The following is a 15,260-nucleotide window of genomic DNA, read 5'->3' as shown; positions in this document are numbered from 1 at the left end:
GCGTGCGGACCGCTCTCCTTGGGGCACAGGGCCCATATGCGGACGGGGACCATGGGCCCCCGCCCGAATTCGTCAGAACTGGTCGTCGAAACGCTTGGCCAGATCTTCGATGTTCTCCGGCGGCCAATCCACGACATCCATCCCCAGATGCAGGCCCATGCCCGAGAGCACTTCCTTGATCTCGTTCAGCGACTTGCGGCCGAAGTTCGGGGTGCGGAGCATCTCGGCTTCGGTCTTCTGGATCAGATCGCCGATATAGACGATGTTGTCGTTCTTGAGGCAGTTGGCCGAACGCACCGACAGTTCCAGCTCGTCCACCTTCTTGAGAAGGCGCGGATCGAATTCCAGACCGTCGTCGCTGTCCTGGCGGCTTGCGGCCTCGGGTTCGTCGAAGTTGACGAAGACCGACAGCTGGTCCTGGACGATGCGGGCTGCGAAGGCCACGGCATCCTCGGGGGTCAGCGAACCGTCCGTCTCGATCTTCATGGTCAGCTTGTCATAGTCCAGAACCTGACCTTCGCGGGTCGGCTGGACCTCGTAGCTGACGCGCTTCACCGGCGAGAAGATCGCGTCGATCGGGATCAGGCCGATGGGGGCGTCGTCCGGGCGGTTCTTGTCCGCCGCGACATAGCCCTTGCCGGTCATGACCGTCAGTTCGACATTCAGCTCGGCGCCGTCATCCAGATGGCAGATCACGTGATCGCGGTTCAGGATGGTGATGCCGTTGGTTTCCTGGATGTCGCCGGCCTTGACCTCGCCCGGGCCCTTGGCCTGGAGCGTCAGGCGCTTGGGCCCTTCGACTTCCATCTTCAGCGTGACGCCCTTGAGGTTCAGCACGATGTCGGTGACATCCTCGCGGACGCCGGCAACGCTGCTGAATTCATGCAGGACGTTGTCGATCTGGACCGAGGTGATGGCCGCGCCCTGAAGCGACGACAGCAGCACGCGCCGCAGCGCGTTGCCGAGCGTCAGGCCGAAGCCACGCTCGAGCGGTTCCGCGACCAGCGTCGCAGTCCGGGTCGCGTCGGCGCCCGGCTTGACGACCAGCTGGGTCGGCTTGATCAGTTCGGCCCAATTCTTGTGGATCATGGACTTGCCTCCATACCTGTTCCCGTCCCATGACCAAGGTCGGAAACGCCCGAGGTGAAATACGAAATCCCCGCCCGCACGAAACCCGCGCGGACAGGGCAGCGATGATCCGAAATCAGACGCGACGACGCTTCGGCGGGCGGCAGCCGTTATGGGCGATCGGCGTCACGTCACGGATTGCCGTGATGTTGAAGCCGGCAGCTGCCAGTGCGCGAAGGGCCGATTCACGACCCGAACCGGGGCCCTGAACTTCGACTTCCAAGGTGCGGACGCCATGTTCCTGCGCCTTGCGGCCTGCATCTTCGGCAGCCATCTGGGCGGCATAGGGGGTCGACTTGCGCGAGCCCTTGAAGCCCATCGTGCCGGCCGACGACCACGAGATCGCGTTGCCCTGGACGTCCGAGATCAGGATCTTGGTGTTGTTGAAGCTCGAGTTGACATGAGCAACGCCGGTGGCGATGTTCTTGCGCTCTTTGCGCTTCATGCGGGTTTTATCACGTGCCATATCGGAGCCCCCTTACTTCTTCTTGCCGGCGATCGGCTTGGCCGGGCCCTTGCGGGTGCGGGCATTGGTATGGGTGCGCTGACCGCGGACCGGAAGGCCGCGACGGTGGCGCAGGCCACGATAGGAACCGAGATCCATCATGCGCTTGACGTTCATCTGAACTTCGCGGCGCAGATCGCCTTCGACGGTCAGGTTGGCGTCGATGTATTCACGCATCTGCAGGACTTCGGCGTCCGACAGTTCGTTCACGCGACGGGTGCGATCGATGCCGACGGCTTCGCAGATCTGTTCTGCGAACATCGGGCCGATGCCGTGGATATAGGTCAGTGCGATGGGGACGCGTTTCCCCGTCGGAATGTTGACGCCAGCGATACGTGCCACGCGTTTTCCTTTTCTGTTGCGGTTCCGTAGCCCCGGAACCTTTTTTCACAACGCAAGGCCCGAAAGCCATGCCTTCGGGCCGTACTTTGGTCCACCCGCCAAGGCAGGTGATTCTCTCACGAGATGTCGTGCTGTATCGGCACTCTCGTTCAAGGTCAAGCCTGCGCGACCTCATCGCTCAGGCTGGCCTGGATCTGGGCGGCCACATCGTCCATGGCGGCCATGCCGTCCACCTGCCGCAGATCGCCCATGGCATAGTAGTAGCCGAGCAGCGGCGCGGTCTTCTTGTAGTATTCGCGCAGGCGATCGGCGAAGACCTCGGGGGTGTCGTCCTTGCGGACCGGTTCGCCCGCCGCCAGCGATTCCTCGGCGCGCTTGACGATGCGGGCGACCAGCGCCTCGTCATCGACCTTCAGCTCGACCGCGGCGTCCAGCTTCATGCCCATCTCGTCCAGCAGCTCGCCCAGGGCGTCCGCCTGCGCCAGCGTGCGCGGGAAGCCGTCGAAGATGAAGCCGTTGCCACCCTCTTCCAGCTTCTCGCGGATCAGGCCGATGACGATCTCGTCGGTGACCAGTTCGCCGCGGTCCATGACGTCCGCGACCAGCTTGCCCATCTCGGTCCCCGAGGTGCGGGCGGCGCGCAGCATGTCGCCGGTCGAAAGCTGCACCATGCCCCGATCTTCGACAAGACGGCGGGCCTGGGTTCCCTTGCCCGCACCCGGAGGGCCGAGAAGGATGATGTTGATGGTCATGGCGTTCTGTCCCCCACTGGCCGCCCTGTCCTGCGGCCCGTTCTATTCATGCAAACGGGCGCAGTGATGCGCCCGCCGCGTCTGCCTTCTTCGGTTCAGCGACGCGCCGGTGCGCGGCGCGGCTTCGCGGTCCCGGGTTTCCGTTTACCACGCAACTGGGATTTCTCAATCAGCCCTTCGTACTGATGCGCAAGAAGATGGCTCTGGACCTGGTTGATCGTGTCCATGGTCACCGACACCACGATCAGCACCGACGTGCCCCCCAGATAGACCGGGATCGACAGCTGGGTGCGCAGGATCTCGGGCATCAGGCAGACCAGCGCAAGATAGGCCGAACCGATGACCAGCACGCGGTTCACGACGTAATCGAGATATTCCTGCGTCCGCTTGCCCGGACGGATGCCCGGAATGAAGCCGCCCTGATTCTTCAGGTTGTCGGCCACCTCGTCCGTCTTGAACGACACGTTCTGCGTGTAGAAATACGTGAAGAACACGATCATCGACGCGAAGAACAGCAGATAGAGCGGCTGTCCCGGACCGAAATAGGCTAGGATGATCGACATCACCGGACCGGTTTCGCCACCCGAGAAGGTCGAGATCGTGACAGGCAGCAGCAGCAGCGAGCTTGCGAAGATCGCGGGGATCACGCCTGCGGGGTTGACCTTGACCGGCAGGTGGCTGGACTGGCCGTCATAGACCTTCATGCCGACCTGGCGCCGCGGGTACTGGATGCGGATCTTGCGCAGCGCACGCTCCATGAAGACCACGAAGCCGATGACCGCGATCAGCATCACGATGACGAAGAGGATGGTCCCCGTCGAGATCGCGCCGGTGCGGCCCTGCTGGAAGAAGTTCGCGATCGCGGCCGGGATCTCGGCCAGGATGCCGACGAAGATGATCAGGCTGATGCCGTTGCCGATCCCGCGCGCGGTGATCTGCTCGCCCAGCCACATCAGGAACATCGTGCCGCCCACCAGCGTGATGACCACGGCGGCCTGGAAGAACAGGCCCGGATCATGCGCCAGGCCGCCCGCCTCCAGGCTGCGTGCCAGACCGTAGGCCTGGAACAGCGCCAGCGCGACCGTGCCGTAGCGGGTGTACTGGTTGATCTTCTTGCGGCCCTGCTCGCCCTCTTTCTTCAGCTGCTCCAGCGCCGGGACCATCGAGGTCAGCAGCTGGACGATGATCGAGGCCGAGATGTAGGGCATGATGCCCAGGGCAAAGACGCCCATGCGGCCCAGGGCGCCGCCCGTGAACATCGACAGCATCCCGCCGATGCCGGACTGTGCCTGTTCCATGAAATTGCGGAGTGCCGCGCCATCGATGCCCGGCACCGGGATATAGGTCCCGATGCGGTACATGATCAGCACGCCGATCGTGAACCAGATCCGCTGGCGAAGTTCCGTGGCCTTGCCCAGCTGAGCCCAGGAAAGGTTCGCGGCCATCTGTTCTGCGGCTGACGCCATGAGTATCCGTCCCGTGTCATGACAGCGCCGCCGACCCGTATTTCGGGGGCCGGCGGCGCCAGAAAACCTGAATTCTGTCTATGGGGCCGAACTGCCCCGATCAACAGCTTATTCGGCTGCCGCGGCTTCTGCGGGCAGCGAGACCTTGCCACCGGCCTTCTCGACGGCCTCGACGGCGGTTTTCGACGCGCCGGTCACGGCGATCGTCAGACCGGCCTTCAGTTCGCCTTTCGCCAGCAGGCGGATGCCGTCCAGCTTGCGGCGGACCAGACCCGAGGCGACCAGCGCGTCTTCGGTCAGTTCGGCCGATGCGTCGATCTTGCCCGCGTCGATGAAGGACTGGATCTGGCCCAGGTTCACGACGGCGAATTTCTTGGCGTTCGGTGCGGTGAAGCCACGCTTCGGCAGACGACGATAGAGCGGCATCTGGCCACCCTCGTAGCCGTTCAGGGCGACGCCCGAACGCGACTTCTGACCCTTGATACCACGGCCGGCCATCTTGCCCTTGCCCGAACCCGGGCCGCGCGCGACGCGCTTCTTGGTGCGGTTCGCGCCTTCGTTGTCACGAATTTCGTGCAGTTTCATATCGCTTCTCCTTGCCGGACGCGCCCCCGAAGCGAATACGAGGCGGACACGGCTGTTCTTGCTTGTTGCGTCAGTGCCCTCGGGCACCGGGGGCGTATACGCGCAATGCGGCGGGCATTCAAGCTGTCCGTGGGCTTTCACCGGCTTGTGTCTTGAGAAATCCGCGCGCTTGGCCGCAAAGCGGGACCATGACCCATCGGACGATTTCCATGCACACGCTTGCCCCTGCCGCGATTCTCGCGCTGACCGCCCTGCCCGCCCTTGCGGCCGATCCCGTCTTCTGTTCCGCCCGGATCGAGGGCAAGGAAGTCGCCCTCGCCTATGACCCGGACGAGGCGAAGGCCCTGGCCGCCAGCCGACGAGAGCGCATCGCGACCCGGTTGGGGCGCGACGAATGCCCCTCCTACGTGGTTTTGCGTGCGCTCACGCCCAATCTGGACGATGCCGAACGCGCGCCCTTCTGCCTGCGCCGTGAAGATGACGACGTGCTGGGAATCGACCTGGGCCGACGCGACGCCTGGGGCGCCTGCAGCGCACCGTCGCGATCCGTCTGCGAACGGGTGAATGCGGCTAAGGGGGCGGCGGGCGCGATCACCGCCGCGGCGCGGGGGGCCGCCGGCGGGATGGAGCGGTTGCCCGACGGCTCGGGGGCCGTGATCCTCAGCGGGACGGGCGGCGCGATCTCCTCGGCGCTGACTGCCATGGGCGGTGCCGCGGCGACGGTGGCCGCATCCCCCGTGCTGCTGACCGGGGCCGCGGCATCTGTCGTGGCGGTCGGCGGCACGGTCTATGCCTGCCGGAACGCCGATTAGGGGCCGCATAACGAAAGACGCCCCGCGATTGCGGGGCGCCCATTCCGGCAATCCTGTAAAAGGATTACTTCTTTTCTTCGATGATGGTCACAAGATGCGGGATCTTGGCGACCATGCCGCGCACTGCCGGGGTATCTTCCAGCTCGCGCGTGCGGTTCATCTTGTTCAGACCCAGGCCCTTCAGCGTTTCACGCTGAATGGCGGGGCGACGGATCGGCGAACCGATCTGCTTGACGACGATCGTGGCCATGCTGCGCTCCTTATGCGTCGGCTGCCGAGGTCACGGTGGCATCGGTGCCAACGGTCGCTTCGGGTGCCTTTTCCTGGCTCGGCAGGATGTCGGCCACCTTCTTGCCGCGACGCTGCGCGACCGAACGGGGGCTGGCTTCCTTCTTGAGACCGTCCAGAGTTGCACGGATCATGTTGTAGGGGTTCTGCGAACCCTGCGACTTTGCAACGACGTCCTGGACGCCCAGCATCTCGAAGACGGCACGCATCGGGCCACCTGCGATGATACCGGTACCCGGAACGGCGGTCCGCATGATCACCTTGCCGGCGCCGTGACGGCCCTCGATGTCGTGATGCAGCGTGCGACCATCGCGCAGCGGGACGCGGATCATGCCGCGCTTCGCCTGCTCGGTGGCCTTGCGGATCGCCTCGGGGACCTCTTTGGCCTTGCCCTTGCCGAAGCCGACACGGCCACGCTGGTCGCCGACGACGACGAGCGCTGCGAAGCCGAAGCGCTTGCCGCCCTTGACGGTTTTCGAAACGCGGTTGATCGCAACCAAGCGATCGGCGAATTCCGGAGTCTCTTCGCGATCGTCGCGACGGCCCCGGCGGTTATCACGTTCTGCCATAAGGCTTTCCTTATCAGCTGGCGCAGCAAAGGCGCCGTTGAATTCAATCCAGGTGGGCCACCCCGAAGGACGGCCCCCGGATTATCGGGGCGGCGCGAGAAAGCCCCGCGCCGCCCGCAAAATCAGAACTTCAGACCGCCTTCGCGGGCAGCTTCGGCCAGGGCCTTGATCTTGCCGTGGAAGATGAAGCCACCACGGTCGAAGACGACTTCCTCGATGCCGGCGGCTTTCGCACGCTCGGCGATCGCGGTGCCGATCTTGGCCGCGGCTTCGACGTTGTTCTTGCCGAACAGGCCGAAGTCCTTTTCCAGCGTGCTGGCCGAAGCCAGCGTCACGCCGCGAACGTCGTCGATGACCTGCACCGAGATGTTCTTCGACGAACGATGGACGGACATGCGCGGACGTCCGTTGGACATCGCCCGCAGTTTGTTCCGGACGCGCAGGCGGCGCTTCTGGAACAGCTCTTGCTTTTTCAGTGCCATTTCATGCGCCCCTTACTTCTTCTTGCCTTCCTTGCGGAAGACATACTCGCCCTTGTAGCGGATGCCCTTGCCCTTGTAGGGCTCGGGACGACGCCACTCGCGGATGTCCGACGCAACCTGGCCGACCAGCTGCTGGTCGATGCCTTCGACGACGATCTCGGTCTGCTTCGGCGCGGTGATCGTGACACCTTCCGGCGTCTCGAAGTTCACCTCGTGCGAATAGCCGAGCGACAGCTTCAGGGTCTTGCCCTGCATGGCCGCGCGATAACCGACGCCCTGGATCTCGAGCTCCTTCTTGAAGCCCTCCGAGACGCCGACGGTCAGGTTCTCGATCATCGAGCGGGTCATGCCCCACTGCTGACGAGCCCGCTTGGACGAGCCGCGCGGAGTGACGCGAACGCTACCCTCTTCGAGCGCGACGGACACGTCGTCGGTCGCGGTGAAGCTGCGGGCGCCCTTGGGGCCCTTCACTTCGACCGTCTGGCCGTTGATTTCGGCCGTCACGCCCTTGGGCAGTTCGACCGGTTTCTTACCAATCCGAGACATTCCGCCCTCCTTAGAATACGGTGCAGAGGACTTCGCCGCCGACATTGGCGTGGCGAGCCGCTGCATCCGACATGACGCCCTTGGGGGTCGAGACGATGGAGACGCCCAGACCCTGACGGACCTGCGGGATTTCCTTGGCGCCGGTGTAAACGCGGCGGCCAGGCTTCGAGACGCGCGACAGTTCCCGGATGACCGGGGTGCCGTCGTGGTACTTCAGACCGATTTCCAGCTCCTTGTGGCCGGCGTCGGTCGTCACTTCTTCATAGCCGCGGATGTAGCCTTCACCCTGAAGGACATCCAGGACCCAGGCGCGCAGCTTGCTGGCCGGGGTGCGGACGGTCGATTTGCCACGCATCTGCGCATTGCGGATGCGGGTCAGCATATCGCCGAGAGGATCGTTCATCATGCCTTTTGCCCCTTACCAGCTGGACTTGACCAAGCCGGGGATCTGACCGTTCGAGCCGAGCTCGCGCAGCATGATCCGCGACAGTTTCAGTTTGCGGTAATACGCATGCGGACGACCGGTCAGTTGGCACCGGTTGTGCAGACGCGTAGCCGAAGAATTGCGCGGCAGTTCAGCCAGCTTCAGCGAAGCCTTGAAGCGCTCTTCCATCGGCAGGGACTGGTCGTTGATGACCTCTTTCAGAGCAGCACGCTTGCCGGCGTACTTCTGAACCAGACGTTCGCGCTTCTTCTCGCGCTCGATCATGGATTTCTTTGCCATATCTCTTTCCCTCCGCGACTCAGCTGGTGAACGGCATGTTGAAATGCTTCAGCAGCGATTTCGCTTCCGCGTCGGTCTTCGCGGTGGTGCAGATGATGATGTCCATCCCCAGAACTTCGTCGACCTTGTCGAAGTTGATTTCCGGGAAAACGATGTGTTCCTTGAGGCCCATCGCATAGTTGCCGCGGCCGTCGAAGGACGTGCCTTTCACGCCGCGGAAGTCGCGGACGCGGGGCATTGCGATGTTGATCAGGCGATCCAGGAATTCGTACATGCGGTCGCCGCGCAGGGTCACTTTCGTGCCGAGCGGCATTTCCTCACGAACGCGGAAACCTGCGATCGACTTCTTCGCCTTGGTCACGACGGCCTTCTGACCCGCGATGAGCGAAAGCTCCTCGGCGGCCTGCTTGACCTTCTTCGTGTCCTTGACGGCCTCGCCGACACCCATGTTCAGAACGATCTTCTCCAGACGCGGGATCTGCATGTCGTTCTTGTAGCCGAACTCTTCCTTGAGAGCGGCACGGATGGTGTCGCGGAACTGCGTGCGCAGACGCGGCGTGTATTTGGTTGCGTCGAGCATCAGATCACGTCTCCCGTGGTCTTGGCGAAGCGCACCTTCTTGCCGTCTTCCTCGCGGAAGCCGACGCGGGTTGCCTTGCCGTTCGCGTCCATCAGCGACAGGTTGGAGAGGTCAATCGGCATTGCCTTCGACACGCGACCGCCCTGGCTGGCCTGGGTCTGGCGCTGGTGACGGATGGCCATGTTGACGCCGTCCACGATCGCCTTGTTCTCTTTCGGGAACACTGCGGTCACTTCACCCTGCTTGCCCTTGTCCTTGCCGGCAAGCACGACGACCTTGTCGCCCTTCTTCAGCTTGGCAGCCATTACAGCACCTCCGGCGCAAGCGAGATGATCTTCATGAAGTTCTTCGCGCGCAGCTCGCGGACGACCGGCCCGAAGATACGGGTACCGACCGGCTCGCCCTGGTTGTTCAGGATGACGGCGGCGTTGCGGTCGAAGCGGATCGAGGTTCCGTCTTCGCGATTAACTTCCTTGGCGGTCCGAACGACGACGGCCTTGCGGACGTCACCCTTCTTGACCCGGCCCCGGGGAATGGCTTCCTTGACGGACACCACGATGATGTCGCCGACCGACGCATAGCGACGGTGCGAACCACCCAGGACCTTGATGCACTGAACCCGGCGGGCGCCGGAGTTGTCAGCGACATCCAGATTGGTCTGCATCTGGATCATTTGGTTTCTCCCGACCTTTGGGGACCGGCCTTGCCGGCCCCAGGGTTTCGATCATGTCTGATCAGTACGGATGGACCTTACGCCTGGGCGGCTTCGTCCGACAGGACGGCCCAACGCTTGGTTTTCGAGACCGGTGCACATTCCATGATGCGGACAGTGTCACCGACCTTGAACTGGTTCTCCGCGTCGTGAGCGCGGTATTTCTTCGACAGACGCACGGTCTTGTGCAGCAGCGGGTGCTTGAAGCGGCGCTCGACGAGGACGGTCACGGTCTGGTCGTTCTTGTCCGAGACGACCTTGCCTTGCAGGATGCGTTTGGGCATGGATCGGCTCCTTAGTTCGCGGCCGCGGCTTCCGCCGCTTTCTGGTTCAGAATGGTCTTCACACGTGCGACGTCGCGACGGACGGTGCGCATGCGAGCAGTGTTCTCGAGCTGGCCGGTGGCCTGCTGGAAGCGCAGGTTGAACGCTTCCTTCTTCAGCGCGACCAGCTGTTCCTTCAGCTGGTCAGGCGTCTTCGTGCTCAGTTCCTTGGCGTCCATGACGCTTCTTCCTTTCAACATCACCGGAGAGCCCCTGAAGCCCAGGGCCACCCTGATTCCGGTGGAGTTTCGTGATGAAGGCCTGCGCATACAGGCCCGAGGGCCGTTTTGCAACCCCATTCGGGGGCGGGCCCAGGAGAAAGCCCCGCCGATCTCTCGGCGGGGCCATCGCTTTCGTCCGTGCGACCGGGATTACCAGTCTTCGCGGGCGACGATGCGGGTCTTGATCGGCAGCTTCATCGCGCCGAGGCGCAGGGCCTCTTTCGCGATGGTGTCGTTGACACCGTCGATCTCGAACATGATCCGGCCCGGGTGGACGCGGGCAGCCCAGAAATCGATCGAGCCTTTACCCTTACCCATACGGACTTCGGTCGGCTTCGACGAAACCGGCAGGTCCGGGAAGATGCGGATCCAGACGCGACCCTGGCGCTTCATGTGACGGGTGATCGCGCGGCGGGCCGCTTCGATCTGACGTGCCGTCACACGCTCGGGTTCGATGGCCTTCAGCGCGAAGGAGCCGAAGTTGAGGTCGAAACCACCCTTCGCAGCACCGTGGATACGGCCCTTGTGCTGTTTGCGGAACTTAGTCCGTTTCGGTTGCAGCATGTTCGTTACTCCTTACCGGGCGTCGCGATCACGGCGCGGACCGCGGGGGGCCGGACCTTCCTGGGCCTCGGCGGCGCGGCGCTCGCGGGCCGAGGGATCATGTTCCATGATCTCGCCCTTGAAGATCCACACCTTCACGCCGATGATCCCGTAGGGGGTCGACGCTTCGGCCAGTGCATAGTCGATATCGGCGCGCAGGGTGTGCAGCGGCACGCGGCCTTCGCGGTACCATTCGGTCCGCGCGATCTCTGCACCGCCCAGACGACCGGCAACGTTGACGCGGATGCCAAGCGCACCCATGCGCATCGCGTTCTGGACCGAGCGCTTCATGGCGCGACGGAACGAGACACGACGCTCGAGCTGCTGAGCGATCGATTCGGCGACCAGAGCGGCGTCGACTTCCGGCTTGCGGACTTCAACGATGTTCAGGTTGACGTCGCTGCTCGTGAAGTTCGACAGCTTCTTGCGCAGGACTTCGATGTCCGCGCCTTTCTTGCCGATGATCACGCCCGGACGCGCTGCGTGGATGGTCACGCGGCACTTCTTGTGGGGTCGCTCGATGATGACGCGGCTGATGCCGGCCTGCTTGGCTTCCTTCTTGATGAAGTCCCGGATCTTCAGGTCTTCAAGAAGCAGGTTGCCGTATTCCTTGTCGTCGGCGTACCAGCGGCTGTCCCAGGTGCGGTTGACCTGGAGGCGCATGCCAATCGGATTAACCTTCTGACCCATTACGCTTGCTCCTCGACTTGGCGCACCTTGATGGTGATTTCCGAAAACGGCTTCATGATCTTGCCGAAACGACCACGTGCCCGCGGACGGCCACGCTTCATCACCAGGTTCTTGCCGACCCAGGCTTCGGCGACGATCAGGTTGTCGACGTCGAGGCCATGGTTGTTCTCGGCATTCGCGATGGCCGACTGAAGGCATTTCTTCACGTCGATCGCGATACGCTTGTGCGAGAAGGTCAGGTCGGCCAGGGCCTTGTCGACCTTCTTGCCACGGATCAGCTGAGCCACGAGGTTCAGCTTCTGCGGCGAGGTGCGAAGCATCTTCGTCTTGGCGAAGGCTTCGTTCTCCGCCACGCGGCGCGGATTGTTTTCCTTACCCATGACGATTACTTCCTCTTGGCTTTCTTGTCCGCCGCGTGACCGTAATAGGTGCGCGTGGGCGAGTATTCACCGAACTTCTGGCCGATCATCTCTTCGCTGACGGCAACGGGGATGTGCTTGTGCCCGTTGTAGACGCCGAAGGTCAGGCCGACGAATTGCGGCAGGATGGTCGAACGACGCGACCAGATCTTGATGACGTCGGACTTGCCCGACTCACGAGCCTTTTCCGCTTTCTTGAGCACATAGGCGTCAACAAAGGGGCCCTTCCAAACAGAACGTGCCATAGATTAGCGCCCCTTCTTCTGGTGACGCGACCGCAGAATGTACTGGTCGGTCGACTTGTTCGAACGGGTCTTCTTACCCTTGGTATCCTTACCCCAGGGCGTGACCGGCGTACGGCCACCCGAAGTGCGGCCCTCACCACCACCATGCGGGTGGTCGATCGGGTTCATGGCGACACCGCGGACACTCGGGCGGATGCCCTTGTGACGGTTGCGGCCTGCCTTGCCCAGGTTCTGGTTCGAGTGGTCGGCATTCGACACGGCACCCATGGTTGCCATGCATTCCTGACGGACCAGGCGCAGTTCGCCCGAGGACAGGCGGATCTGTGCATAGCCACCGTCGCGGCCGACGAACTGTGCGTAGGTACCGGCCGAACGCGCGATCTGACCACCCTTGCCGGGCTTCAGTTCGACGTTGTGGACGATGGTACCGATCGGCATGCCGCTGAAGGGCATGGCGTTGCCCGGCTTCACGTCGACCTTCTTGCCCGCGACGACCTTGTCGCCGACTGCAAGACGCTGAGGAGCAAGGATGTAGGCCTGCTCGCCGTCTTCATACTTGATCAGCGCGATGAACGCCGTGCGGTTGGGATCGTATTCGATACGCTCGACCACCGCTGCGATGTCCAGCTTCGTACGCTTGAAATCGACGATGCGATACAGGCGCTTCGCCCCACCGCCCTTGCGGCGCATGGTGACACGTCCGGTATTGTTCCGGCCGCCCTTCTTCGTCAGACCCTCGGTGAGGGATTTGACGGGGCGACCTTTCCAAAGCTCCGAACGGTCGATCAGAACCAGCCCGCGCTGGCCAGGCGTAGTCGGTTTGTACGACTTCAATGCCATCTTTCTGTCTTCCGTTGCTTTGGACCTGGCGGTCCGTTTCGTCCAAAAGATCAGCGGCCCCGGACAATGCCGGGGCCGCAGATTCGCGACCTACTATCAGAGTCCGGTGGACACGTCGATAGTGTTGCCCTCTTCGAGGGTGACATAGGCCTTCTTGACGTCGCTGCGACGGCCGGGCTGGCCGCGGAAGCGCTTCGTCTTGCCTTTGGTGATGGTCGTGTTGACCGCCTTCACCTTGACGCCGAACAGGGCCTCGACCGCAGCCTTGATCTGCGGCTTGCTGGCATCCTTGGCGACCTGGAAGACAACACCGTTGTTCTCCGAGGTCAGCGTCGCTTTTTCGGTGATGATCGGCTTGACGATCACGTCGTACTGTTCGGGTTTCGCGCTCATTTCAGGCGAGCCTCCAGAGCTTCGACACCCGCGCGCGTGATCACCAGCGTATCACGCTTGAGGATGTCATACACATTGGCGCCGATCGACGGCAGGATGTCCACGCCCTCGACGTTGCGGGCGGCGCGGGCAAAGCCCTCGTTCACCTCGGTACCGTCGATGACCAGGACGCGCTTCCAACCGTTTTCCTTGACGGTCTTGGCAACGGCCTTCGCCTTGGCTTCGGCGAGGTTCAGGTCCTCGACGACGACCAGCTCGCCTGCATTGGCTTTCGCCGACAGGGCGTGCTTGAGGCCCAGTGCGCGGACCTTCTTGGGCAGATCGAAGGCGTGCGAACGCGGGGTCGGACCCTTGTAGACACCACCGTGACGGAAGATCGGGGCCTTCTTGGAACCGTGGCGTGCGCCGCCGGTGCCCTTCTGGCGATAGATCTTCTTGGTCGAGTAGCTGACGTCCGACTTGCCGAGAACCGAGTGGGTCCCCTGCTGCGCCTTGTTGCGCTGCCAGCGGACGACGCGCTGCAGGATGTCGCCGCGCGGCTCCAGCCCAAAGATCTCGTCGGCCAGCTCGATCGACCCGGCCTTGCCGGAGTCCAGCTTGATCACATCGAGTTTCATCACTTGTCTCCTTCGGGCGCGGCGTCGCCGTCAGCCTTGTCCGCCTCGATCGAGGCTTCGGCTTCCTTCAGCGCGGCTTCCTCGGCAGCGGCTGCCTCGGCTTCGGCGGCCTTGCGGGCTGCTTCTTCCTCGGCTGCGGCCTGTGCGGCTGCTTCCTCGGCAAGGCGCTTGGCTTCGTCGGCGGCCGACTTCAGCGCGGCGGGATAGATCAGGTTCTCGGGCGTCGCCTTCTTGACGGCGTCCTTGACGGTGACCCAGCCACCCTTCGAGCCCGGAACCGAGCCCTTGACCATGATCAGACCACGCTCGGCATCCGTGCGGACGACCTGCAGGTTCTGGGTCGTGATGCGGACGGCACCAAGATGGCCAGCCATCTTCTTGCCCTTGAACACCTTGCCCGGATCCTGGCACTGGCCGGTCGAACCATGCGAACGGTGGCTGATCGACACGCCGTGCGAGGCGCGCAGACCACCGAAGTTGTGACGCTTCATGGCGCCCGCAAAGCCCTTACCGATCGAGGTGCCGGCGATGTCGACATACTGACCTTCGAAATAGTGGTCAGCAGTGATCTCTTCACCGACGTTGATCAGGTTCTCTTCGGCGACGCGGAATTCCGCGATCTTGCGCTTCGGAGCGACCGAGGCCTTCGCGAAGTGACCGCGCATCGCGGCGGTCGTGCGCTTGGCCTTGGCTTCACCGGCGCCCAGCTGAACGGCGGTATAGCCGTCGCGATCAGCGGTACGCTGAGCGACAACCTGCAGACCGTCCAGTTGCAGGACGGTGACGGGGACCTGACGGCCGTCTTCCAGGAAGAGACGCGTCATGCCCAGTTTCTTGGCGATTACACCAGTACGCAGCATGATGGCCTCCTTACACCTTGATCTCGACATCCACGCCGGCAGCGAGGTCGAGCTTCATCAGCGCGTCCACGGTCTGCGGGGTGGGGTCGACGATGTCGAGAAGACGCTTGTGCGTGCGGATTTCCCACTGGTCGCGCGACTTCTTGTCGATGTGCGGACCGCGCAGAACAGTGAATTTCTCGATCTTGTTCGGCAGCGGAATCGGGCCGCGAACGGTCGCACCGGTACGCTTGGCGGTATTCACGATTTCCTGGGTGCTGGCATCCAGAACCCGGTAATCGAACGCCTTCAGCCGGATGCGGATATTCGAATTTTGCATCGTCACATCCCTCTTGCGGGGAGTTCCAGTCGAGAGGCTGACGGCGCACCACGCGGCGCCAGCTTCGGACCGTATATAAAAAAATGCAGGCCGCCCCTAGGGGTGGCGGCCCGGCATGGTTCTACCGATTCGACCTTTCGGCAAGGCCGATACCGGAGATGCGTCCCATTACAGGCTGGAACGGCCCCGGTCAAGCGGTTGCGGCCCTGCCCTGCCCTCTGGCGCCATGAAAAAGGGCC

Annotated in this window: 27 protein-coding genes; 1 reads left to right on the top strand and 26 read right to left on the bottom strand. The window is 63.1% G+C overall.

From position 1 onward, the window contains the following. Positions 1 to 72 precede the first annotated feature (72 nt). The 6 genes from KO490_RS07115 to rplO all read right to left on the bottom strand — a co-directional run bounded on the left by KO490_RS07115 (position 73) and on the right by rplO (position 4,778). Complete coding sequence (locus tag KO490_RS07115; protein WP_216018715.1) at positions 73 to 1,089, bottom strand: DNA-directed RNA polymerase subunit alpha; 1,017 nt, start codon at positions 1,087 to 1,089, stop codon at positions 73 to 75. Positions 1,090 to 1,204: 115 nt separating this feature from the next. Continuing rightward, the gene (gene rpsK, locus KO490_RS07110) at positions 1,205 to 1,594 is read right to left on the bottom strand and encodes a 30S ribosomal protein S11 (protein ID WP_216018714.1); all 390 of its coding nucleotides are present in this window, start codon (positions 1,592 to 1,594) and stop codon (positions 1,205 to 1,207) included. Positions 1,595 to 1,606: 12 nt separating this feature from the next. Beyond that, entirely contained in the window at positions 1,607 to 1,975 is a 369-nt protein-coding gene (gene rpsM, locus KO490_RS07105; RefSeq protein WP_089344977.1) for a 30S ribosomal protein S13, read from the bottom strand. Positions 1,976 to 2,130: 155 nt separating this feature from the next. Continuing rightward, positions 2,131 to 2,721 (bottom strand): adenylate kinase, encoded by a 591-nt coding sequence (locus KO490_RS07100; protein WP_216018770.1) that lies wholly within the window; start codon positions 2,719 to 2,721, stop codon positions 2,131 to 2,133. Between the two features lie 101 nt (positions 2,722 to 2,822). Next, positions 2,823 to 4,193: a preprotein translocase subunit SecY gene (secY, locus tag KO490_RS07095; RefSeq protein ID WP_216018713.1), complete on the bottom strand. Its 1,371-nt coding sequence runs from the start codon at positions 4,191 to 4,193 to the stop codon at positions 2,823 to 2,825. A gap of 108 nt (positions 4,194 to 4,301) precedes the next feature. After that, positions 4,302 to 4,778, bottom strand: coding sequence for a 50S ribosomal protein L15 (rplO, locus tag KO490_RS07090; RefSeq protein ID WP_216018712.1), 477 nt, complete (start codon positions 4,776 to 4,778; stop codon positions 4,302 to 4,304). A gap of 188 nt (positions 4,779 to 4,966) precedes the next feature. Between rplO and KO490_RS07085 the strand changes: the two genes are divergently transcribed. After that, a complete protein-coding gene (locus tag KO490_RS07085) occupies positions 4,967 to 5,590 on the top strand; it encodes a hypothetical protein (protein ID WP_216018711.1) in 624 nt (207 codons plus the stop codon). Positions 5,591 to 5,654: 64 nt separating this feature from the next. Here KO490_RS07085 and rpmD read toward each other — a convergent pair whose 3' ends face one another. From rpmD to rpsJ, 20 genes are all read right to left on the bottom strand, one after another. Continuing rightward, on the bottom strand, positions 5,655 to 5,840 hold the full coding sequence (gene rpmD, locus KO490_RS07080; protein WP_022708227.1) for a 50S ribosomal protein L30: 186 nt from the start codon (positions 5,838 to 5,840) through the stop codon (positions 5,655 to 5,657). A 10-nt stretch (positions 5,841 to 5,850) separates the two neighbouring features. After that, positions 5,851 to 6,447, bottom strand: coding sequence for a 30S ribosomal protein S5 (rpsE, locus tag KO490_RS07075; RefSeq protein WP_216018710.1), 597 nt, complete (start codon positions 6,445 to 6,447; stop codon positions 5,851 to 5,853). Between the two features lie 122 nt (positions 6,448 to 6,569). Beyond that, a complete protein-coding gene (gene rplR, locus KO490_RS07070; RefSeq protein ID WP_216018709.1) occupies positions 6,570 to 6,929 on the bottom strand; it encodes a 50S ribosomal protein L18 in 360 nt (119 codons plus the stop codon). Between the two features lie 12 nt (positions 6,930 to 6,941). After that, entirely contained in the window at positions 6,942 to 7,475 is a 534-nt protein-coding gene (gene rplF, locus KO490_RS07065; protein WP_216018708.1) for a 50S ribosomal protein L6, read from the bottom strand. Positions 7,476 to 7,485: 10 nt separating this feature from the next. Beyond that, entirely contained in the window at positions 7,486 to 7,878 is a 393-nt protein-coding gene (gene rpsH / locus KO490_RS07060) for a 30S ribosomal protein S8 (protein ID WP_216018769.1), read from the bottom strand. A 15-nt stretch (positions 7,879 to 7,893) separates the two neighbouring features. Next, positions 7,894 to 8,199 carry a 30S ribosomal protein S14 gene (gene rpsN, locus KO490_RS07055; RefSeq protein ID WP_022708222.1) on the bottom strand — a complete coding sequence of 102 codons (306 nt, stop codon included), beginning with the start codon at positions 8,197 to 8,199 and terminating at the stop codon, positions 7,894 to 7,896. Between the two features lie 19 nt (positions 8,200 to 8,218). Next, entirely contained in the window at positions 8,219 to 8,779 is a 561-nt protein-coding gene (rplE, locus tag KO490_RS07050) for a 50S ribosomal protein L5 (protein ID WP_216018707.1), read from the bottom strand. Continuing rightward, positions 8,779 to 9,084, bottom strand: coding sequence for a 50S ribosomal protein L24 (gene rplX / locus KO490_RS07045; protein WP_022708220.1), 306 nt, complete (start codon positions 9,082 to 9,084; stop codon positions 8,779 to 8,781). Before rplX ends, rplE begins: the two co-directional genes overlap by 1 nt. Beyond that, positions 9,084 to 9,452, bottom strand: coding sequence for a 50S ribosomal protein L14 (gene rplN, locus KO490_RS07040; RefSeq protein WP_022708219.1), 369 nt, complete (start codon positions 9,450 to 9,452; stop codon positions 9,084 to 9,086). The genes rplX and rplN overlap by 1 nt, the downstream gene beginning before the upstream one ends. Before the next feature lie 77 nt (positions 9,453 to 9,529). Continuing rightward, positions 9,530 to 9,775, bottom strand: coding sequence for a 30S ribosomal protein S17 (gene rpsQ, locus KO490_RS07035; protein WP_216018706.1), 246 nt, complete (start codon positions 9,773 to 9,775; stop codon positions 9,530 to 9,532). Positions 9,776 to 9,786: 11 nt separating this feature from the next. Further along, a complete protein-coding gene (gene rpmC / locus KO490_RS07030; protein ID WP_216018705.1) occupies positions 9,787 to 9,993 on the bottom strand; it encodes a 50S ribosomal protein L29 in 207 nt (68 codons plus the stop codon). Positions 9,994 to 10,185: 192 nt separating this feature from the next. Next, a complete protein-coding gene (gene rplP, locus KO490_RS07025) occupies positions 10,186 to 10,599 on the bottom strand; it encodes a 50S ribosomal protein L16 (protein ID WP_216018704.1) in 414 nt (137 codons plus the stop codon). 12 nt (positions 10,600 to 10,611) lie between these two features. Beyond that, complete coding sequence (rpsC, locus tag KO490_RS07020) at positions 10,612 to 11,328, bottom strand: 30S ribosomal protein S3 (RefSeq protein ID WP_022708215.1); 717 nt, start codon at positions 11,326 to 11,328, stop codon at positions 10,612 to 10,614. After that, positions 11,328 to 11,708 carry a 50S ribosomal protein L22 gene (gene rplV / locus KO490_RS07015; RefSeq protein WP_022708214.1) on the bottom strand — a complete coding sequence of 127 codons (381 nt, stop codon included), beginning with the start codon at positions 11,706 to 11,708 and terminating at the stop codon, positions 11,328 to 11,330. The genes rpsC and rplV overlap by 1 nt, the downstream gene beginning before the upstream one ends. A 5-nt stretch (positions 11,709 to 11,713) precedes the next feature. Then, positions 11,714 to 11,992: a 30S ribosomal protein S19 gene (gene rpsS, locus KO490_RS07010; protein WP_022708213.1), complete on the bottom strand. Its 279-nt coding sequence runs from the start codon at positions 11,990 to 11,992 to the stop codon at positions 11,714 to 11,716. A gap of 3 nt (positions 11,993 to 11,995) precedes the next feature. Further along, positions 11,996 to 12,832 (bottom strand): 50S ribosomal protein L2, encoded by an 837-nt coding sequence (gene rplB / locus KO490_RS07005; protein WP_216018703.1) that lies wholly within the window; start codon positions 12,830 to 12,832, stop codon positions 11,996 to 11,998. A 96-nt stretch (positions 12,833 to 12,928) separates the two neighbouring features. After that, entirely contained in the window at positions 12,929 to 13,225 is a 297-nt protein-coding gene (locus tag KO490_RS07000) for a 50S ribosomal protein L23 (protein WP_216018702.1), read from the bottom strand. Beyond that, entirely contained in the window at positions 13,222 to 13,842 is a 621-nt protein-coding gene (gene rplD, locus KO490_RS06995; RefSeq protein WP_216018701.1) for a 50S ribosomal protein L4, read from the bottom strand. Before rplD ends, KO490_RS07000 begins: the two co-directional genes overlap by 4 nt. Further along, positions 13,842 to 14,702: a 50S ribosomal protein L3 gene (rplC, locus tag KO490_RS06990; RefSeq protein WP_216018700.1), complete on the bottom strand. Its 861-nt coding sequence runs from the start codon at positions 14,700 to 14,702 to the stop codon at positions 13,842 to 13,844. The genes rplD and rplC overlap by 1 nt, the downstream gene beginning before the upstream one ends. Positions 14,703 to 14,712: 10 nt before the next feature. Beyond that, positions 14,713 to 15,021: a 30S ribosomal protein S10 gene (gene rpsJ, locus KO490_RS06985; protein ID WP_216018699.1), complete on the bottom strand. Its 309-nt coding sequence runs from the start codon at positions 15,019 to 15,021 to the stop codon at positions 14,713 to 14,715. Positions 15,022 to 15,260 lie beyond the last annotated feature (239 nt).

This window comes from Paracoccus sp. C2R09 (assembly GCF_018860625.1).
Taxonomy (GTDB): Bacteria; Pseudomonadota; Alphaproteobacteria; order Rhodobacterales; family Rhodobacteraceae; genus Paracoccus.
This window is presented reverse-complemented; position numbering and strand designations above follow the sequence as displayed.